Source organism: Mesorhizobium atlanticum (assembly GCF_003289965.1).
GTDB classification, from domain to species: domain Bacteria; phylum Pseudomonadota; class Alphaproteobacteria; order Rhizobiales; family Rhizobiaceae; genus Mesorhizobium; species Mesorhizobium atlanticum.
Genome location: NZ_QMBQ01000002.1, coordinates 495,035 through 516,818, shown reverse-complemented (window position 1 = coordinate 516,818; position 21,784 = coordinate 495,035). Strand labels below are relative to the sequence as shown.

11 protein-coding genes are annotated in these 21,784 nt (G+C 60.9%); 2 read left to right on the top strand and 9 right to left on the bottom strand.

The genetic code is table 11. The annotated features are described in order from the left end of the window. Positions 1–17: 17 nt before the first annotated feature. The 8 genes from DPM35_RS07465 to DPM35_RS07430 form a co-directional block, all read right to left on the bottom strand. Positions 18–1,574 (bottom strand): sugar ABC transporter ATP-binding protein, encoded by a 1,557-nt coding sequence (locus tag DPM35_RS07465; protein WP_112126654.1) that lies wholly within the window; start codon positions 1,572–1,574, stop codon positions 18–20. Between the two features lie 464 nt (positions 1,575–2,038). After that, on the bottom strand, positions 2,039–3,400 hold the full coding sequence (locus DPM35_RS07460; RefSeq protein ID WP_112126653.1) for a heterodisulfide reductase-related iron-sulfur binding cluster: 1,362 nt from the start codon (positions 3,398–3,400) through the stop codon (positions 2,039–2,041). A gap of 150 nt (positions 3,401–3,550) precedes the next feature. Continuing rightward, positions 3,551–3,766, bottom strand: a complete 216-nt coding sequence (locus DPM35_RS07455) for a hypothetical protein (RefSeq protein ID WP_181591949.1) — start codon at positions 3,764–3,766, stop codon at positions 3,551–3,553. 634 nt (positions 3,767–4,400) lie between these two features. After that, on the bottom strand, positions 4,401–5,381 hold the full coding sequence (locus DPM35_RS07450; protein ID WP_112126652.1) for a GlxA family transcriptional regulator: 981 nt from the start codon (positions 5,379–5,381) through the stop codon (positions 4,401–4,403). A 254-nt stretch (positions 5,382–5,635) separates the two neighbouring features. Beyond that, positions 5,636–6,940, bottom strand: coding sequence for an MFS transporter (locus DPM35_RS07445; protein WP_112127092.1), 1,305 nt, complete (start codon positions 6,938–6,940; stop codon positions 5,636–5,638). Positions 6,941–7,008: 68 nt separating this feature from the next. Then, positions 7,009–8,811: a hydantoinase B/oxoprolinase family protein gene (locus DPM35_RS07440; RefSeq protein WP_181591948.1), complete on the bottom strand. Its 1,803-nt coding sequence runs from the start codon at positions 8,809–8,811 to the stop codon at positions 7,009–7,011. A gap of 17 nt (positions 8,812–8,828) precedes the next feature. Then, complete coding sequence (locus DPM35_RS07435; protein WP_112126651.1) at positions 8,829–10,910, bottom strand: hydantoinase/oxoprolinase family protein; 2,082 nt, start codon at positions 10,908–10,910, stop codon at positions 8,829–8,831. Positions 10,911–10,961: 51 nt separating this feature from the next. Continuing rightward, complete coding sequence (locus DPM35_RS07430; protein ID WP_112126650.1) at positions 10,962–11,684, bottom strand: isochorismatase family protein; 723 nt, start codon at positions 11,682–11,684, stop codon at positions 10,962–10,964. 114 nt (positions 11,685–11,798) lie between these two features. Here DPM35_RS07430 and DPM35_RS07425 point away from each other — a divergent pair, with 114 nt between their 5' ends. Continuing rightward, positions 11,799–12,752: a LysR family transcriptional regulator gene (locus DPM35_RS07425; protein WP_245431463.1), complete on the top strand. Its 954-nt coding sequence runs from the start codon at positions 11,799–11,801 to the stop codon at positions 12,750–12,752. 668 nt (positions 12,753–13,420) lie between these two features. Here DPM35_RS07425 and DPM35_RS07420 read toward each other — a convergent pair. After that, positions 13,421–17,320 carry an AAA family ATPase gene (locus DPM35_RS07420; RefSeq protein ID WP_181591947.1) on the bottom strand — a complete coding sequence of 1,300 codons (3,900 nt, stop codon included), beginning with the start codon at positions 17,318–17,320 and terminating at the stop codon, positions 13,421–13,423. A 258-nt stretch (positions 17,321–17,578) separates the two neighbouring features. Here DPM35_RS07420 and DPM35_RS07415 point away from each other — a divergent pair, with 258 nt between their 5' ends. After that, a complete protein-coding gene (locus DPM35_RS07415) occupies positions 17,579–21,655 on the top strand; it encodes a GMC family oxidoreductase N-terminal domain-containing protein (RefSeq protein ID WP_112126647.1) in 4,077 nt (1,358 codons plus the stop codon). Positions 21,656–21,784: the final 129 nt, after the last annotated feature.

Here is a 21,784-nt window from a genome sequence, read left to right as displayed (position 1 = left end):
ATGGTTCTCCATCTTTTTCAGGCAGCCAGGCTTTCAGGAGCCTTGTCATTTGCGCCGGCGTGGCCGGCGAAGGCTGCGGCGAGCAGTGTCTTCTCGTCGAATTCCGATCTCGCGAACGAACCGGTGATGCGCCCTGCCGACATCACTAGGATCCGGTGGGCGATATTCATTAGTTCCGGGAGTTCCGAGGAGACCACGACGACCGCCGCTCCCGCTTCCGCCGCTTCGTGAAGGAGCTGATAGATCTCGGCTTTGGCGCCGATATCCACGCCACGCGTCGGTTCGTCGAAGATGAGCAGATCAGCACCGGAGAGGATGCATTTGCCGATAGCGATCTTCTGTTGATTGCCGCCAGAATAGGTTGATGTCATTGATCCGAGTTGGCCGCGGAATCGCATGCGTTGGGCGATTTCCGAGGCGACTGCGCGGACTCGCGTCCAGTTGACGTAGCCTGAGCGAAACATCCGCGGCATGGCCGACAGCACGATGTTTTCGTAGCCTGATAGGGAAAGGACGAGGCCGGCTCCTTTGCGATCCTCCGAAAGGTAGGCAATCCCGGTCTCTATCGCATGGCGGGGGTCGCGAACTCGGAAGTGCACACCGTGTTTGACGATGCGGCCGGCGTCGAGCGGATCTGCACCAATGATGGATCGCATAACCTCGGTCCGGCCCGCGCCGACTAGGCCGCTGAAACCAAGGATTTCGCCGGAGCGTATCGCAAAGCTGATGTCTTCAAATTTGCCACGACGGGTTAGTCCCTCGGCCGAAAACAATACACCGCCTATATTGGTGTTAGGCGTGGGGAAAAGTCGCTCCAGCCGCCCCCCGACCATCATTTGAATGAGTTCGCTCGTGTCGGCTACTTGGTGCCGCTCGCGCGTCTCGACCCGCTCGCCATTCCGCAACACGGTGATGCGGTCCGCGACCTTGAGAGCCTCGCCGAGCCGATGAGACACGAAGATGAGGCTTTTTCCAGCATTCCGAAGCCTGACCATGATATCGAGTAGCCTTGCCGCTTCCGAATCCGACAGTGAAGCCGTCGGCTCATCGAGAATGAGCACCGGCGCATCGAGGAGCAGAGCGCGGGCGATCTCGACCAGTTGCATCTCGCCGGTGGACAGCGTTTCAGCACGGCAGTCGGGATCGATCGATACACCCAGTGTTTGGAAAACGGACCGGGTCCGCTCACGAGCCAAACGACGGGAGTAGATTCTACCCAAAAGGTCAGTTGCGGGCTGATTGCCGAGGACGACGTTCTCTGCGACGGTCAACGCAGGGACAATCGACAGCTCCTGGAAGACCGTCACGATCCCCGCCCGGCGTGCATCCTGCGGAGAACTGAAATGCTCAAGCTTTCCGTTGACGCGCAAGACGCCGGCGCTAGGACGACTGTCGCCAGACAATATGCGTATTAGAGACGATTTGCCGGCTCCATTTTCACCGATCAACGCGTGAATTTCACCACGTCGGAGGTCGAACTCCACGTTCGATAAAGCCGTGACGCCTGGGTAAACCTTCGACAGTTCCCGCACCTGGACAACGACATCGTCCGGTGATGCCGGCTCATCGGTCATAGCGATGGTCCCCAATTTGTTGTTGGGGGATTGTGAACAGGCGAGGCGCCTGCCCACAACGCAGATTTGTTGGTCCTATGGATGAGCGGGAGTCATGTGTGCGGGTGAAGCGCCTTTTGCACGGGACAGGCGTCACGTAGTTGACCAGGCGTTGCGATGCGTCTCCCCTGCCCGATCATCCGCCGCTTGAGAATGTACGGCTCGAATCAGCAACAGGTGAGAGGCGAAATCGTCCAGTGAGGAGCATGTCAGCAAGCTTATGGACACAAGATAGCCCCTGACGCGCTCAACCACATCCCTTTGGGTGCGTATTTCGCTTTCCAGGGCTTCAGCATCTGTCGACCAGAATGCAAACCAACGCGGCGGGCCTAGGCAAAGACGAGGCGATTCCTCGTTTCCGCGAGCGAGCACGTAACAGGTCTCGCCGCCGACCCCGGCCGCCATAGCTAGAAGCGACCGAACTGCTACTCGGCCACGCCACTCGCGCCACGCTCGTGGCCACCCTTCAGGGGGAGCGGCTGGTCACCAAGCAGAACCCTGACCACAACGTCGCGGGCATCGCGGGCATCAAGGGAGTGCCGTGCAATCAAATCGCTACATTCGGTGACGATCTGATCGGCGTCTTGAATCACCTTGAGCTCCTTATAGCGATCATGCCGATGCAACCCCATGCTTTCACCAAGCACTTCAAGGATATTGATGATGCGGAACGTCCAATCGCGCTCGTGTGCACACAATTCGCGATGATCGGAATGATAAACCGCCACCAGCGCATCAACGCCCGCGTCACGCGCTGCTTCAAGTTCTCTCTGCTGCAACTCGCGCTTGAGCTTTGGCAGGACACCGACATGCACGCTCTGCAGACCCACCGCCGGCTGGTGCAGATCGATGAGCTCAATGCCGGGGACCATCTTCAGGATTTCGGTGGCGGCTTCCACGACGCCGGCTACGCCAGGATGCTTGTGCAGCGCGACGCGCATGTCGACCCTGTGCTGAAGGTGCGGCTTCAACTGCGCCAGCCGGTCGCCGAGGAATCGCATGAACGGGTTCATCTCGAATGGGCGGGAGCCGCGCTGTCGTTCCACCGTCGGCAGGATGGTTTCCGTGAACTGGACGTAGCAAGTCGGACACCAGGTGATCACCTGTCCCGACCTCGAGTGCGACAGCTTCTCCATGCTGTTCGATCCCAGCCGACCGGCCATCTCGGCGTCCCCGGACATGAGCTGCGAAATCCCGCAACAATGGCTGGGGCCGCCCATGACCTGATAACTGACGCCGAGCACATCCATGATATCGAGGGCAAGCAAGGCAATATGTGGCGTCTTGAGCACGTTGCAGCCGGTGTAGAACGCGAAATCCGCCGGCTCGGCGGGCGTGGATACCGACGCTGACTTTTGACCCAGCCGTTCCAGGACCTCCGCGTCGAGCTGCAGACGCGAAAGCATCGTCACACCGCGGCTGACCTGACGGTATCTCTCCACGCCTTGCCGCCGTCGTTCAGAAAGCTCTTTATCGGACTTCGCAACGCCGAGGCGTGCCATGGCAAGGAGAAAGCGTGGATTGACGCCGTAGTCGCACGCCTTGATACATTCCCCGCTGAGCATGCAGGAGGCTGCCCAGTTGCGGGACGTCTCCGGACCGTCACCGGTGCGGACAATATCGAGGATACCGCCGATGAGGTCTTCAGGCCGCGCATCCGAGATGCCGGCCGGCACTAGGCTCGGACAAACCTCAGCGCATTTGCCACATCGGGTGCAGGCCTCAACCATATCCTGGACGCGTTCGCCCAGAGCCGTCTCGAAGGATGTCTCGTCCACCGGGCGCATCGCGGGCTCCGACTCTGCAGACGAATGGGTCTTACGCGCGCATTGGCAACTCAGAACCTAACATAACTATCGGCAACATTGAAGGACGAGGCTTTCGTCCGTCGCCTTGAGCCAACTGCGCGAAGCGAGATCCGCAGCCGTGCAAAAATCTCAAAGTGCTTCCGGCAGCTCGTACGTGACAATGACGAGTTCCAGTAGGACGTTGGGGTCTTCTACATGGAAGCTTTCAGGGACGCCGAGGGCAGGAGATGTAGCGCAATAGGTGACCGCACGTTCGACGATGTTCCAGCGTCTGTCAAAATGAAGATCATAGCCGTCGAGGGCCGCCGCATACTGTTTGCCCGACAAACCCCAGAACAACATCAATCGGCGGCACGCCAAGCGATCTTGCCGATGGTCTCGATGACACGCGCGTTGGCTTCGGTTTGCGCCACCGTACGCGGCGTCTCGCAAACGCAAAGAACCGCCCCGATTGATCAGATTGGGGCGGTTATGGATTTATGAAGAAAGTGGTTGCGGGGACCGGCTTTGAAACTGCAAACCCTCGCAGAGTCTCTCAGACAACCCAGTGCGGCGCTGTATTGACGGTGTCGTCTCCGAACACCCAGCTACGGGCGAACGGGATGGCCCCTCTTTGGCTGTGGAAAGCTTCCGGTACCCCTAAGGAATGGCAATGCAAAGGACGGCCCGCCTGTCTTCGCCCTGATCCTTGAATGCAAGCGGCCGGCAGCGGCTTACAACAAAAACAAGCACTTACCTTTAAAGGCGCGCGTTAAGCCGCGCCTTTTAACACCGCGCACATCTTCAGGCCATCCAAAGTAACGGAGGGCATGGGGCCGCTGCCTTTTTGAGACTTAATGTCCTGAGCCGCAGGCAGACTGTCCGTTGTCGGCGGGACCGGTAGAAAGCGGACGGATGCATCCGGCACGGCGCCAACCGCATTGCGTCAGACGCAGCGATCTGAAGACTCGTCGCTCTCCAGCAGAGATGAACTTGAAAATTACGTGTCGAGAGGGCTGATGACGGATCGGCTCGGATGCCTGAGACGGGTCGGCGTGATGCCGGTATGCTGGCGGAACACCCGGCTGAAATGCCCGGCATTTTCGAAGCCGCATCTGTAGGCGATGTCTCCTATCTGCAGATCGCTGTCTTCTAGCAGCGACTTTGCGTAATGCACCCGCAGCGCCAGGTAGGCGGCCATTGGGCTGGTGCCCAGTTCGGTCGCGAAAAGACGCTCTAGCTGGCGCCGCGAGCAATTCAGGCGGCTGGCGATCTCGCTGACCGACACCTTCTCCTGGAGATTGCTTTCCATCAAGAGCAAGGCCCGCTTCACCGCGCGGCTCGCGGCTTCAGGAAACAGGTCGCCGACCGGCTGCACGTCCCTGATGTTGCGGATGCGATCCAGCACCAGGATCTTGGCGGCCTTTTCCGCCGCCTTCTGGCCGATGAATTGCGACACGAAATAGCCGGCGAGGTCGGCAGCACCCGTGCCGCCGGCGCATGTCGCGCGCCCGCGGTCGACGGAAAACAGACTGTCCGCATGCGCGTTCACGTCGGGGAACTCGGCCCGAAAGTCCTTGATGTGGAACCAACTGACGGCGGCGCTGTAGCCGTCCAGCAACCCGTAGCGCGCGAGCACGAAGCTTCCGGTGCAGAGCGCGGTTACGGGGACGCCCTTTTCGACGGCCCGCAGAAGGAAGGCCTCCTTTTCCGAACTCAAGCTGCGGTTGGTGTCGAGCAGGCCGCCGACCACGACGACGTTATCGAAATCCTCCGGATTGCCGATCGCCTTGGTCGGCAGCAATTCGACGCCACAGCTCGCCCGGATCGGCAGGCCGCGTTCGCCGACGATCTGCCAGTCGAATTCCACCCTGCGGCTGCGGTCGCCCTCATCGCCCGCCAGGCGCAGCGTGTCGATGAAGAGCGAAAGCGGCGACAGGGTGAAGTCGCGAACCAGCAGAAACGCAAACTTCTTGGCCATTCTTTTCTGAACTCTCAGCGGCGGCGATGCGCTGCATAAGGCGATTGGCGGGGTCGCTCATGCAATGCAGCTATCTCCACATATTCAATCGCTTCACAAGCCGGATCGTGGGGAGTGGCTTAACGCTGCCATGAGCTAACAATCAGCGAATGCCGGGATGGGTCGGCTTCCCCTCCCGGCATTTTCTTGCCCTTCGGCAGTAAGACAAGCAGGTCGACCCGACAGGCCGTCAGCCTGGCAGGATCATTGGCGCATCAAGCCAAGGTCCTTGTCGCGCCGCCAAGTTCGGCTTCTCGGACATCCTCTTCATTGACCGTCGGCGCACCGCAAATCAACAGTCCGGACACGAAGCAGGGCACGGCTCCGAAACAGAGCGCGGCAAGCTGCCACGTCGATCCGGCGTTCAGGAGATAAGTCGCACCCAGTCCTGCCAGAATGGCGCCGATCGGTCCCATCGCCGCAACGAGCGCTCCTCCGGTGGCCCTGATGGTCGTCGGGAAGCTCTCGCCGATGAAGAAAAGCAGCGCGGCGTAAGGACCGATTAGAAAGAACAGGCCAAGGCTGTACAGCACCATTACGGGACCGAGGCTATGAGGCGCATAGAGCATGCCAGTGAACAATAGGCCGGCGATAGTCCAACCCAATGCAATCGCATTGCGCCGGCCAATGCGGTCACCGAGGAAACCAAAGGCAAGATAGCCGATATAGCCGACAAGATTGGAAAGAATGAGAACAACCAGCGAGCTCTCGAACGAGACATGATGAACGTCGGTGATCACGGTTGTGCCCAGCACGCTGAACACCTGGATGGCAAACCAATTGAGCAGGAATGCCGCCCCAAGCACCAGAGTCGTCCGCCGCGTCGAGCCCTGCAGCGTCGCCCGCAGCCCGTGCTGATCCCGATCGTGAGCCGTGGCCCGGCCGCGCTTGAGCTGCTGCGCCAGGAACTGCGGGCTTTCCTTCAGTTTGCGCGCAAAGACAACGATGATCAACGAAGGTAGCGCAGCAAAGATGAAGCATCCCTGCCAGCCGATAAACGGCAGGAGAATTGCTGTTAATGCGGCGGCCAGAAGAGCGCCGATCGGCCAGCCCCCCTGCACGAGGCTATACAGGAAACCCCGGCGCCGCGCGACGCTGGGAGCCGCCGAAGCATAGAGTTCGCTTAGGTAGGTAGCGTTCACCGTCTGCTCGGCATAGCCAAAACCGCCGAGCGAGCGGATCAGCACCAGGACCAGGCTGCCGAAACCGCCGCCGATGGCCGTAAGAGCCGAGCAGATGGCGGCACCGGAGACGGTCAGGATTATTCCGTTTCGGCGACCCATACGGTCCACGGCGGGTCCAACCAGCAGTGCGATGACAGCGGTGCCGACGGCGATCCATGTCGCGAGCTCCGCCTGAAAGGCAGTGCTCCAGCCCTCGTGCCTGCCAATCTCCGGAAGCAACGTCCCGAACAAGATGAAGTCGTAGACCGCGAAGACCCACGCGAAAAGGGTCACCCAGGTCGCGTAACGTACGTCCCTCGCGCTCATGCCAGCGCTGTTTGCTGTAGTCTCGAACATGCTCTCCTCCCGTTGTTGTCGTGGATTACGGGCGTCTTCCAGAACGCCCAAGAGTCAATTCGCGAGTGTTATGAGACCTTTGCGAGCGCCGCTCGCGCCTTGGCAGTCGCCTCGACATCGAGCGTTTCCTGCTCGACATCGACTATGACGCCATAGACATCGCGCGCATGCTCCGCCGAATAGAAGCCGTCGAGCACGTCCTCGAGCACCTTCTGGGCAGGCCGCTTCAGCGGCGATCCGTAACCGCCGCCATTGGGGCTGTAGTAGGCCATGATGTCGTTGGCCTTGACGGCCAACCCGGAGAACTTTGAATGCATCTCGCGGGCGGCGCCCGGTGCCGAGGCGTTGTAGATCAGACACTTGCCGACCGCGCCGTCGGTGCCGCCAAAGATGCCCCAGGGCGCATCCTTGTGACGTTCCGATTCATGCGTGATGAAGCCGTCGGTCAGCACGCGCTGCGCCTTGACCACGCCGAGCCCTCCCCTGAACTCCCCGGCGCCGGGTGGCACGTCGTCGCGCAACTCGTAGCGATCGCAGATCATCGGGATATGCATCGCCAGGTCTTCGAGCGGATTGTTGCGCGTGTTGGCCATCAGGTTGTCGATGCTGTCGGGGCCATCCGAGCGCGGGCGACCGCCATAGGCTCCCTCGTTCACTTCGAGAAACACCCAGTAGTCGCCGCTCGGACGCACGCCCGAATAGGCGGCGAACGAGATCGACGCCGAGCTTCCGGCAATCACGGTATCCGGCATGACGGGCGCCAGCGAACGGATGATCAGGTCGATCATGCGATTGCACTGGGTGAAGCGTGCCTCCGCAGATGCCGGCGGCTTCGGGTTGAAGATGGAGCCCAGCGGCGCGATCACGTTGATCGGCCGGAATGAACCTTCGTTGGAGGGCACCCGCATGTCGGACGTGTAGGCGTCGAGCAGCAGCTTGCGGAACGCCGCGTAGGCGGCGACTTTGGTCGAGCCTTCGAACGGCACGTTGTAGGCCGTCGGCGTCTGGTCGGCTGAGCCAGTGAGATCCACGTCGAGTTCGTCGCCCCTGACCCGCACGGTGACCTTGACCTTCAAGCGCTGGTCGCGGTTGCGCCCGTCGTCGTCGAGCCAGCCCTCGGCCGTATATTCGCCGTCCGGAATGTCACGGATGCGCTGGCGCATCATGCGCTCGGCATAGTCCATCAGCTGGTTGGCCGCCTGGAAGACCGTCTCTTCGCCGAATTTCTCGATCAGCTCGACGAAGCGCTTCGCGCCAAGCCTGGCCGAAGCGACCTGGGCCTCAATGTCGCTCACCAGTTGCTGGGCCGCACGGCTGTTGTGGCGGATGAAGTTCCACATGGCATTGTTGGGCTGGCCCTTGCGATAAAGCTTGGTGCCGGCAAACAGCATGCCCTCGGCAAAGACGTCCGGCACATCGATGATGAGGCCGGGCGTCGCGGCCCCGATGTCGACATGGTGCGCAGTGTTGCCGGCAAAACCGACCAGCCGCCCATGCCAAAAGACAGGCACCACGATTGCGAGATCGGGGGTGTGGCTGGAGCCGTGATAGGGATGATTGTGGACGACTACGTCTCCTTCGTACCACTCGCCATCCTCTAGCGTTGCCTGGATACCGCGCAGGTAGCCTGGGATCGAGCCGATATGCATCGGTGTCGATTCCGACTCGCACAATGTGTTGAACTCGATGTCGAAGAGGCCGGCACCGAGATCCTCGGATTCGCGAATGATCGAGGAAAAGGACATGCGGTAGAGCACATGCGCCATCTCTTCGGCGATGGTCTCGAACGACCCGCGAATGACCTGCAGCGTGATGGGATCGATTTCGGCCGGCATGTCTTTGAGCGCCACGGCCTGAGCCATACTGATCATGATTTCCTCCCGTTTTCTCAAGCCACGCCGGCGCGATGGACGCGGGTGTTGCCGTATTCGAGCGTCTCGGCGACGTAGCCGGGCGGCACCAGGGTCGTTGAATCGTGCTGGACGAGAATCGCCGGTCCGCTCACCTTGTCGCCTGCGTAGAGCTTCATGCGATCGTAGCGCGGCGTCTCAAGCGTCCGGCCGTCGTCGAAGGTCGTCGCCCGAACGAACATCAGCGCCCGGTCGATGCTGGAGCCGTCTGTGGGCCTGACCTTCGGGATAGCGATCCGTTTCACAGCGGCGCGGCCGATGGCGCGCAACGTGATCAGTTCCACCTCCTGCTCGCGATAGCTATAGCCGTAGTCGAGTTGATGTTGGTCATGGAAGCTGGTGATGATCACCGGCTTGTTGGTTTGCGTGATTGGCCCTTCGGGCATCTTCGCTCGCAGTTCGAAGCCCTGGCCGTGATAGCGGCATTCCGCCACGATCTCGATCTTCTGCTGGTCGCGGGCGATGCCGTCCGCGTCGAGGTCTGCCACGACCCGCTCGCGCAACGCGGTGGCGGCGCGGTTGATGCGCTCGAGTTGGGCCTCGTCCGCCGCATTGAGTTCGACGATGACCGCCTCGGTCTGCTCGTATTGAAGATCGGTCTTCAACAGGCCGACGGCCGCCGTGATGCCCGGCGCCACCGGCACGATGACGTCTCGCGCAGAGATCGCCTCCGCCAGCGCGACACCGTGCAACGGCCCGGCCCCGCCGAACGGCAAGATCGAGAACTGACGTGGGTCGATGCCGCGGGCCACCGAATTGGAGCGGATGGCGAGCGCCATATTGTTGTTGATGATCTTGATAATGCCCAGCGCCGCGTCCGTCACCGACAGGCCGAGCGGTTTGGCGATCCTTTCCTCGATCGCTGACCTTGAAAGCGTCGGATCGAGTTTCAGGTCGCCGCCCAGCACCAGGTCGGGGTCGAGGCGGCCAAGCACGATCTGGGCATCGGTCACCGTAGGTTCCTTGCCGCCGCGGCCGTAGCAGGCGGGGCCCGGCTCTGATCCCGCCGAACGCGGCCCAACGTTGAAGGCGCCGGCCTCGTCGATATAGGCGACCGAACCGCCGCCGGCGCCGATGGTGACGAGATCGATCATCGGAGTGAGCACGGGATGGCCGGATACGTAGGTGTCGCGCGGGTTCATGATCTTGACCCGCCCGTCCGGAATGGTGCTGATGTCGGCTGAGGTGCCGCCGATATCGACGGTGATAATGTTTCTCACGCCCGCCATCTCGCCTTCCGAGGCACCGCCGATGACGCCGCCAGCCGGACCGGACATCAGGATGCGCACCGGGCGCGTTGCGCAGGCCTCGACGGTGGAGACGCCGCCGTTCGACTGCATGATGCGCAGCTTGGACGACACGCCGGCCTCGCGCAGCTTCGATTCCAGGTCGCGCAGGTAGAACGCGGTTTTCGGGCCGACATAGGAGTTCATCGCCGCCGTCGAGAAGCGCTCGTATTCGCGCATGACGTTGGCGACCTCGCTCGACAGCGTCACATAGGCATCCGGCATCTCCTCGAGCACGATGTCCCTAGCGCGACGCTCGTGGGCGTCGTTCAGGAACGAAAACATGAATCCGATGACGACCGAGTTGATGCCGCGCTTCTTGAAGAGCCTGGTCGCCTCGCGCACCTCGTTCTCGTCAAGCGCCGTCTCGACATCGCCGCGCGGCGGGAGGATGCGCTCGGAGATGGCGATGCGGTTGCGGCGCTTCACCAGCGGCTGGCTTTGCCATGGAACGATGAAGTGAAGCGAGAAATTGTGCGGCCGCTTGTGCCGCCCGATATGCAGGATGTCACGGAAGCCGCGCGTCGTGAGCATCCCTGTTTCCGAGCCGTTGTGCTCTATCGTGATGTTGGTCGCGGTGGTCGTCCCATGGACGATGACATCCACCTCGGACGGCTCGATCCCGGCCAGGCCGCAAATGCCCTTGACGCCTTCGACCACGCCGATGGACTGGTTTTTCAAGGTCGTCGGAACCTTGTGGTAGAACACCCCTCCGGCACATTCGAGCACCAGGTCCGTATTTGTTCCGCCGACGTCAACGCCGATGCGTGCCATGTTCACTCTCCCGATAGACGAAGGCGCGTCCCGAGGGACGCGCCAGCCAAGTCATTCCGCCGCGATGCGGGCGGTGTTGACCGTGTTGAGATACTCGACGCATTCGTCCACGCTGTGGACATCGGCGAACTTCGCGTCGATGTCGTAGAGATTCCACGCCACCGCGCCCGGAACGCGATCGCCGATGCACTCACGAACGGCGATGGTGCGGAAGCCGTCGGCCAGCCCGTCGCAGATCGTGGTGCGGACGCATGCCGTCGCGGTGACGCCGGTTACCAGGATGGTGTCGATACCGGCTGCCCGGAGCAGGCCGGCCAAGCCGGTGCCATGGAAAGAGCTCGCCCGCTTCTTGAGCAGCGTGTATTCGCCTTTCACCGGCGCAATGCGGGAATCGATCGCCCAGAGATTCTTGTCCTTGAGGTTCACCACATCGATCGGGATCTTGCAGTGCCAGAGGCCCATGTCGGTGAAACCGGCATCGCGATCGGTGATCTCGTAGGCCGTCGTAACGTGAATAACCGGGTGGCCGTTGGCACGGCAGGCCTTCAGCAGCCTCTGCATGCCCGGGATGATCTCGTTGTCCATAGCCTGCTGATCGCAGGTGAAAGGATTGCCGGGCCGGGTCCAAGCATTGGCGAGATCGACGCTGACCAACGCGGGACGCTTGCCGAAACCGACACGACGCTGGAAGCCGCGCTCCTGGTAGATTTTCGTCGATGCCGCGAACGCCTGCTGCAGCATTCGGTCGAGTTGCTTGTTGTCCACGTCGCTCATGGCGTTTCCTCTGCTTGGCCGGCAATGCGGCGCCGTTGCTGTCCGATGACCATGGGACATTTCCGTCCACCGGTTATCCGTCAAAAGATTGCCGCGTCTCGACCTTGAGCTGAAATGGTCTTTGGCCAATTATTCATGCGTCAAACGCATCAATTGACGGTGCCTGGTATGGAAGCGGAAGCAGGACTGGACCTCACCCATTCTTTTCTTGTCGTGGCGGAGGAATTGAGTTTTCGCCGTAGCGCCGAGCGGCTGAACGTCGACCAGTCAGCACTGAGCCGACGCATCCAGAAGCTCGAACATCTACTGGGCTTCGCGCTCTTCGAACGCACGACGCGCGAGGTGGCGCTGACCCCTGCCGGACGCTCCTTCTACGAGCAAAATGTCCGGCTCATGCAGACCTATTCCAATTCGGTGAAGGCGGCCCGCCTGGTTGCGGAGGGCAAGACCGGTAGCCTGCGCGTGGCCTATATGGCCTTTGCCGCAACTGAGCTTATGCCGTTCGCCGTATCGCGGTACCGGCGGCTCTATCCGCACATCGACGTCAGCCTCCGTTACATCCGCACTCAGGGCCAGAAAGTGGCGCTGGCGCATGATGAAGTCGATATTGGCTACATGATCGGTCCGTTCGATCACAGTGATTTCCATTCGCTGCTCCTGTCGGAGGATCCACTTTATGTGGTCACGCCAAGAAACCACCGCCTCACACGGCTTCATGAGGTGCATCCTACAGACCTTGCCGAGGAAGATCTTATTCTTGGGGACATGATCGAATGGGAGGCCTATCGTTGGCGGCTCGACGATATGTTTTCCGCCGAAGGCGTGCGACTCAACATTAGGCTTGAGGCCTCCAATACGCTCGCGCTGCTTGGCCTCGTCGCTGCCGGTCTCGGCGTAACCATCTATCCCGAAAGCCTGATCAATTTTCTCGGACGCAATGTCGAGGTCCGGCCGATCCTTCATCCGGGCTTTCGTAGCCAGACGGTGCTCGTATGGAAACGCACCAATCGGGCCAAGGCGGTGCTTAACTTCGTCGAGGTGGCAAAGCACCTGCCGGCGCGCGGATGATCGCCATCAGTGTCCCCAGTCATCGCCACGGAGACTGCAAAAAAGATCAAAGCGCTTGGCTGCAGTTTTGCGAACTTCCAGGCCTGCAGGGAGGCTATGTGGGTTGTCCGCGATTGATGATGAGAGAAGTGCGGCCTTTAGAAACAAGGAAACGCAGAACGCAAAAACCACCCCGGCTAGACCGGGACGGTAATTGATTTATGATAGAATTGGTTGCGGGGACAGGATTTTGGCTTGTTTGTCCTACGACGTCGGCTTCGCCTCCTTGCGGGCCCATGATGACAGTTCAAATCAGCCGGCCACCACAGCCAGAGGATAGGATGTGATCCTGTCGGCCCTGCTTGCGAGTACATTCAACAGACGAACTCGGTTGCAGCGCTGTACTGGCGGTAGCCCTCTCCCGCTACCAATCTCCTTCTATATTTTGAAATCATAGCTAAAACGCGAACCTCTGGTGGCGCTTCGCCCAAAGCCGTGCCTGCTGGCCAATGTGGCGCCAAGCAGCGCGATACTGAAGCCTGGTGACGACATGACGAATGTCTTGGCCGAGCCGTCAGCGAACGGCGGCTTCGCGGCACCGATTTCCATATGCGACCCCCCGCCTCTCCGGAATCGATCCGACCCCGAAATGAGCGCCTGGATGATCGCGACGAGCCACGAGCGAGCTGCTAGACCCGATCCTGTCGGCGTCTTATCTCCGCCGCGATCATCGACGCGTCGCGATGCAACGCGAGACGCTGAGCGGCCGCAAGCCCACGTTGCCAGGTTGAGATAGCCAGTTCATTGCGTCCATCCAGCCAGTGCGCCACGCCGACCCACAACGCATATTGCGGGACGCCTACAGAAAACACACGGCGAAAGCGCTTGAGCTCATGCAGTGCTTGCCGCTCCCAGTGCCGCCATTGGTCGTATTCTCTCGACAAACCCGCCTCGCGGCCGCGCAAGAGCACTTCGATCACTCCAGTGATGCCGGGCAGTGTGCTGTGCACGGTCGGTCGACCCATCTCGCGCAGGAGGCGTAGCGCATCCACAACCGCCCGGACGCTCTCTGCATGTTGCCCAACTCGTGCAAGGGCGAGCGCGAGGGAACCCTTTGCCGAAACCATGTCGGCGAGATCGGAAGACCCGACCATGGCGGACGTGGTCAGCCTGAGAATGTCGACCGCTTCCCGGGGGCTATCCGCCTGAAGAACGCACAAGGACTTGCATCGCAACGCCCAGACTTCCTGCTGGAGGTTTCCGCTGTTCTGCGCCCTTGAAAGCAATGCTTGGGCAGTGTGCTCCAGTTCGCCCGAGTGGCCTCGGTAGTACAGAGACCAGAAACGAATGGCCTGGGCGTTGCACCAACTCAGTTGATCTCCTGCTTGGAGACAAAGTTCTTGCGACTGATCGAGACGACGATCCACCATCATCCAATCGCAATGCCCGATACGCCATAACGCGTCGAGGTTGCAGAGGTGCGAGTGGATCGATGGGTCCGCCAGCGTGATCGCGACCCGTTCCGCCCGTGCCATGAAGTAGTGGCAGGCGCGCCGCCACCCGAGAATTCCCAAACCGCAAGCGAGTTGGGCGGACGCCACCGCCATCTCGGTCGTGACCCCAGTTCGCTCGGCATAGGTGACGGCCGCGACAGTGTGTGAGAATGCGCGTGAGAAGCGAAGTTCGAAATAATCCACGACGGCAGCCTGGTTCAGGCAGCGAGTCAGTTCCTGCTCCCAAGAGCCTAAGGCACCGTCCTGGCCTGATCGGGCCGAGGGTGGAAATATCTGTTGAAATGCGAGGCGCAGTCCGCTTCCGAGCAGCCTGGTCAAAAGAGCCACTGGTGAGCGTGGAACTGGCTCGCCTGCCAATACCAGCGCCCGTCTCACTGAAACGCCCTGAGCATGAAGGTCGCCGCGGCTATAGTGAGCCTCGCCGAGCTGCCTGCGCCAACGCACTGCCTGCAGCCTTTGAACGGCGCTCCAAGGCTGCTCGGACTCGTAGTTCAGGCAGATACCCAAAAATGACTCAACCTCGCGAAATGCACCGATCTGCAGGGCCTTGGTTGCGGCGAGATTTGCGTATCTTACTGCTTTGAGGCTGTCCCCAGCAGCCTCAAAGTGCTGGACAAGTGCCGCAGTGTCAGCGCCGGTAGCAGCCGACTGGCTTGACTCCATCCATGCGGCCAATGCTCCATGCAGCCTCTGGCGCACTTCACCGGGGATTGCGCCATAGACGACGTCCCGGATCTGATCATGGCGGAATTCGTAATTCCCTGAACTGACGACTTGACGCACGAGATGCGCGGCCGCAAGCGACTCGACGGCCGCGGCAACGGCACCGCCATGCAATACGCCCTTGAGCAAGGTCGCAAGCGCCTCGCGGCTGAAGGTGCGGCCGATCACCGCCGCCGCCTTGATCGCTTCTTGTGCGGCGGCTTCGAGCCGATCGACGCGCTCGCGAATGACCCGTTCGACCCCCTCGAAGTATCTAAGACGGTCCAACGGCCGAATTGGGCACCAGAAGCCGTCGCGCACAGCGATGAGTCCCTGGCTCTTCAGAGTGAGGGCGATCTCCTCCGCAAAGAACGGGTTGCCGCCCGCCAATGCACAAACCCGGCGCAAAAGCTCGTCATGTGGCGGCGCTTCCCCCAGCGTGCGGGCGACCAGTTCGCAAATCGATACGTCGTTGAGCTCTTCGAGATCCAAGATCCGACAAAACCGCGCCGGATCGTCGGCATCGGCTCCGCCTGTATTCATCCCCGGTGCCTCGGCCCGCCTGCGCAGGTTCTTCAGTTCCTCCGGTACCTCGTCCGAGCGCACGCACAAGATCAAGAGCAGCGACGATAACGAGGAGAGGATCCACTCCACGAGACGCCATGATGCCGAATCCAGCCACTGGCTGTCCTCCAATACCAATACCAGCGGACGTGATGACAACCTATCCATCAGATCGCCCAGAAGTCGCATGGTCGCATCAGCGCGATTGGCTCCTTCCAAATGCCTTGTCGCGTCGTTCTGCGGGATTTCGACGCCCAGCACATCACCGAGCAACGGCAGTCGCGCGGCGACCGACGGGTGGCCTTGGACACGCTCGGTGACACGTTGAAGAACCGTAACGCCGTCGCTTCCTGAGGAAAGCCCTAGAACGGCCGCAAGCAGCCGTCGCCAAGGCAAGAGTGACGTACGGCGATCGTCACGTTCGGCGCCAGCCACGAACACGGCGGTCCCAGCCGAGCGCAGTTCGTCCGTGAAAGCCTTGATCAACGCTGTCTTGCCGATCCCTGACTCGCCCAATATCACCACCAGACGCCTGCTTCCTTCCCGGGCTTCGTGAAATGTGCGTTCCAGGGCTCCTAGCTCGTTTCCCCGACCGATGAGCGAGGTCGTGTTGTGTTCGGGGGCGCGTTGGTCTGCCGGACAAAAGACGGCCGCCATATCCCCCAGCCCTTCGAGTTGCAGTGTGCCGCGTTCCTCGAAGCGAAATGACCTTCGGCTGGCTCTCTCGGTCGGTGCATCGCATAGAATGCTTGTTGATGCGGTCATAAGCCGAGCCGCACGATTCACCGGAGCTCCGAACACCATGAACTGCCGCCGGCGGGCGCTGCCGACGACACTGAAATGCGCATCGCCGGTCGCGATCCCTACGGACGTCGACAGTCCCAGATGTTGAGCCGTCAGACTGATCGCGCGGGCAGCATCGAGCGCGCGGATAGGGTCATCGCGATGAAAGCTGCCTCGCGCTCCGAACGTCGCAAAGAAAACCAGACCCTTGTCGTCCAAGAGCAGCTCGCCGGCTGGCCCGCCTCGCGAGCGCAAATCTTCCTGCAGGGCCATGTATAGCGATTGATAGCGAGCAAGGTCCTGAGGTTGGCTGTAGTCGAGCCCGGCTATTCGCGCGAACAGAGCGGTGATCGGTCTTATTTCGGCAAGGGTATCCAGGTGGACGGCTGTCCGGCGATGCTCTGTGGGGGTGACCGGAATGGCGCTGCCTTCGGCCGTCGGGCCTGATTCAACGTCAGTGATCAGATCCCTGAGCTGCAAAGGCAGAAACCGCGCTAGCCAATCGGCTGGAGGAGGGTTCGTGGCTCCGGCATCCAAGTTGGGTTGCGATCCAGACGGCCCCGCAAGGGCCTGACTGGCCTTTTCCGAAACCACATACTCCCATCTGCGCGCAACAGTCTGGGAGCGGGCGGCTTGGATGACCGCGCTTCCTCCGGCAAAGAGCGTCCAAATGCGCTGGCTGCCCAGAGCCGCGACCCAAAGGGGCCCCGCGCCGATACCAACATGCAGTGCTGGTGCGATGTCGCCTTCGCCGTTGTCCGGGCGGTCGTTCTGGTTACCGCAGATAGCCTCGGCGCAGGCAACCGCCGCTCGGACAGCGCTTGCAAGTCCGCCGCCGTCCGCCGCCCAATAGGCCAGCAACTCGTCGCCGGCGAGATATAAAACCTCTCCTGCACGCTCGTGGACCTGCTCCACACAGCGTGAATACGAGCGGCTGAGCAGGCTTGGAATTCGTTCGAGTCCTTCCTGTCCTCGGCGTGCCAGTTGCTCGACCAGGGCAGTATACCTGGACACATCGACAAACATCACGGCAGCCGGAAACTCGACGGCTGCAGGGCCGTCTGAGCGAACCGCATGGATTCTCCCAAGTAACCTAAGGGGAAGGAAACTCCCCAGTAGCTCGTGAGTTTCCCTCATGGTCCTCCCCCGCAGTCGCGACACCAGCACCCAAGGAGCAGAAGGTCGCAAACGCCTTGAAGAATACCACCACAATATGCCGGACGCGGCTTCCTGACGTTACATTAAATTTCGCGTATATTTCAGGCTTATTTCGGGGAGGGGCCAGTGTCCATTGATCTCGGGGGGGCCGAAAAGGCACGTGCAACAGTTTGGCTCTCGCGAGGGCTCGAAGCATTGGTCAGCGATCTGCCCCAGATCGCCAATCCACGCAGGAGACGCGCCAAGGACAAGTATGATTTCGACATTGTCATAGTCGGCAGCGGCTATGGCGGCTCCGTGGCTGCCGCGGAACTCAGCAACTGCAAGGATGCTCAAGGAAACCCGTTGAGGATCTGCTTGCTTGAACGCGGCAAGGAGTACCTGGCAGGAATGTTCCCAACCCGCATGGCCGATTTGGCGGGGCACGTCCGCTTCACGACGCCCTTCGCGGAGCGGCAGCGTGGTGTGTTCGATGGCCTGTACGACATGCGCTGGAGCGATGACGCCGCAGCGCTCGTTGCCTCCGGTCTGGGCGGGGGCTCATTGATCAACGCCGGTGTCATGGAGATGCCCCACCAGAAGGTTTTCAAGGAGGCGCGCTGGCCTGCCGAGATTCGTGACGAAACCAAGCTTGACGAGACGGCTAAACAACTGCGCGCTTGGTTGGGGGCCAATGCCATCGGCGGCCCCTCATTGGCCAAAACCGAAGCACTTAGGAAGCTGGGCGACGGCAACACCCAACCGACCCAGATAACGGTTGCATCCGATTGCCGTACAAATCCCGCGCGGGTCGCCATGAGTTCGTGCCTCCGGTGCGGCGACTGCGCCACAGGCTGCAACCACAACGCCAAAGAATCCCTCGACCTGAGTTTGTTGCGCCTTGCCCAACAAAGCGGAGTTCGCATTGTCACGGGCGCCACCGTCCTGCGCGTCTCGCCGTTGACGGACGGATGGCAGGTGGACGTCAACCACACCGACGGGCAGTTGAGAGATCGCCAACGGAAACCGTTTGCGCTGCGGACAAGGCGGGTGATTCTCGCTGCCGGGACGTTCGGCTCGACGGAAATCTTGATGCGCTCGCAGAATGACCGCACCAGGTTCTCCGACCAGTTGGGCCGCAAGTTCTCTGCTAACGGGGATATGCTCGTGGTTGCCCACGCCTTGACGACGCGGGTCAATGGAGTGGCCGATGAAACGCAGTTTCCGGCTGCAGGCTCTGCCCACGAGGGTGGCCGCGCGATCGGTCCGACAATAACCGCGATGATCGATCTGCGCCAAGGCAACGCAGATACCGACCTGGTGATTCAGGATCTGGCGGTGCCGGGACCGTTGCGCCGGCTTTTTGAGGAGAGCACCACCACATTCGATGTGCTCAATCGCGTGGTCGAGGGCGATTGCGGGAAACAGAAGCCAGATCCCTCATGGGCCGACGACGCTGCCGTCGACCCTGACGCCATCGCGAACTCCCTGGTGCTGGCGATGATTGGCCGCGACGACGCCGAGGGCGAACTGGCCCTGGGTAGCGCCATTCAAGATAACAGCGACGGCATGCTCACCGTGCGATGGCCGGAGTTGCGATTGGATCCGCGGTTCGAGAGACATCACAGGCATCTTGCCGACCTGCTTCAAAAATCGGGGTTGGGGGGGCGCGTGGTCAACAATCTGCTATGGCGGCCATTGTCCGATCGCCTGGAAGCGGTATTCGGCCGCCAACGCGGTCCCCTGGTGACGGTGCACCCGCTTGGTGGATGTGCCATGGGTGATGATGTCCGACAGGGCGTCACAGACCATTGCGGGCGTGTGTTCAACCCCGCCGGGACCGCCCCCAGCCCTTTCCACGAGGGACTGGTCGTGCTCGATGGCTCGATCATTCCCACGTCCTTGGGCATTAACCCGGCCCTGACCATCGCCGTTCTTGCGTTGCGAGCGATCAGCGCACTCAAGGAAAAATGGCACCTTAGCGGCGGCCGGTTGATCGACTCCCCTGTGCCCCGACATTCCGCCGGCACCCCGAGACCGGTTTATTCTACGCCACGAACCAACCCCGCACCCACTCCAACCCGGATCGAACTGACTGAACAGGTGCGAGGTCAGGTTCCCCTGGTGACAGGCAGCACTGGCACGGCAAGACTGCATACCGTCGAAGTAACCCTCACCACCAAGCCCGTGGTCCTGTCCGATCTCTTTTCTTTACGGGCACCAGGCGGCCGCTCTCTGCCGATCGCCGACGGTCGATTGCGCATTCTGCGAGCAGGAAAGCAGTTCGACCCTATCGCCGACCAAGCCTATGAAAGCGATGTCGCCGTCGAAGCCGAGATTTCGGGCACGCTGCGTCTTTTCGATCGCGAGGAGTCCGGTCCTGTCGGTCGAACAGCACGTGCTTTGCGGGCTTGGGCGATCAACCGTGGATTTCGCGATCTCGCCTACACCTGGACCCAGCAAGGCCAGAAATGGCTGCGTCTCAAGCCTCCGGACAGCGGAGGACTGTCAGGTTTCAGGTGGTGGGACATTCTGTACCTGTGCTCCCGTGCCGGTGGAGTGCGGTTGATTGAATACGATCTGCAAATCGACAAGATCGTCAAGGCCGATGACCTGGTGTCCAAGAAAGCCGCTGCGGACGCGGGGTTCGACAGCTCGATGTTCCAGCATGGGAAGATCAGAGCGGTCAAACGGCTCACATATGGACGCGGCGCCAGTCCTTGGACGCAGCTGATACAGATGTCGGTCGTGGCTTTCCCGCGCATGCGCAAGACTGCTCTCGGCAAGAAACCACCGGTGCTGGAACTCAACAAGCGCTACCTGGCCCGGCGGCAGGTGCCCCTGCTGCGAATAGTCGATCAGGAAAACAGGGTCGCCGCGCTGGCGGATTTGATGTCTTTCCTGCTCTACGGCTTGCGCGTCGTCCTTCAGATACACGCGCTGAGTTTTCGCCGTCCCGATCCTCCATCGGAGCGTGTGCCACAGAGACTGCCCGGGGTAATAGTGGGTTTGCCGAACCCGCAAATCGAATGGCTGACCTTGGGCACGGCGATGCCGTCGATTCGCATCCGCCTGGCGCGTTATGACGGTACTCCCGACGGACCGATCAACAGTAGCGTCCCGAAACGCCCGGTACTGCTTATCCATGGCTACAGCGCAAGCGGCACCACCTTTGCCCACACTGCCGTGCCCGGCAATCTTGCCCAAACTCTATGCGACGCTGGCCGCGACGTATGGGTGCTCGACATGCGCTCGAGTTCGGGCTTGACCACGGCCACCGGCAACTGGCCGTTCGAGGCGATGGCGGAGCAGGATATCCCGATCGCCATCCGTCACGTGCTGGCCGTCACCAAGCAGGAAAAGCTCGACGTCGTTTGCCATTGCATGGGCGCGGCAATGTTCAGCATGGCAATGCTCAGTGAGTCTGATCAGCAAAACATACATCAGAAAATTGGGCGGGTGGTTTTCTCACAGATCGGGCCCGTGATGCTTTTAAGCTCATCCAATGTACTCGCCGCCTATATAATGCGATACGTTCAATATTTTCTTCAAGTTCAGGATTATGTATTTAGCCCGCGTGGCGAAATTTCGTTGGCCGGTCAATTGCTCGACCGCGCCCTCGCGGCAACGAGAACGCCGTTTGAGGAGTTTCGACGCGAGAATCCGCTTTGGCCTCCAGGTAAGGTAACGCCTTGGGTCGGGACGAGGCATCGGATGGACGCGCTTTATTCGCGCACCTTTTCGCTCAGGAACCTCTCAGACGTCGTGCTCGACCAGATCGACGACTTCTTCGGCCCGCTTAGCGTCGAGACGGTCTCGCAGGTTATCCACTTCGCCGGTCTCAATACCGTTACCGATAGGGCTGGCGTAAATCGCTACGTGCTGCCTGACAGAGTCAGGGATCGACTGCGATTCCCTATGATGTCGATCCATGGCGCGGAGAACGGTCTGGTTGACCCTGCGACCCTGAGGCTGATGCGAAACATGCTCAGTGAGGCCGGCGTGCCGCACTTGAATTCATCCTCGGAAGCCGTCGAAGAGCCACAGTCAAAGGAAGCGATCAGGCGGGCTATCGATGAAAACCAGTCACGTCTGGGTCTCGGCCAGCCCTCCTATCTGACCTGGTGCGTACCTGGTCACGGTCATCAGGATTGCCTGATCGGCAAAGACGCCGCGTCGATTTGCGGTGTCATAGCGAAATACCTTGGAATTCCAGACACCTAATCAGAGGCCGCACCACGCAAGCGTTGGAGTGTTAAGCCATGACGCGTTCTCTTCCCTTCGAGGCCAGGGCGCCAGCGTTCGGCGTGCGCATTGGGGTCGAAGCTGGCAAGATCCGAGTTCAGGCGGCAG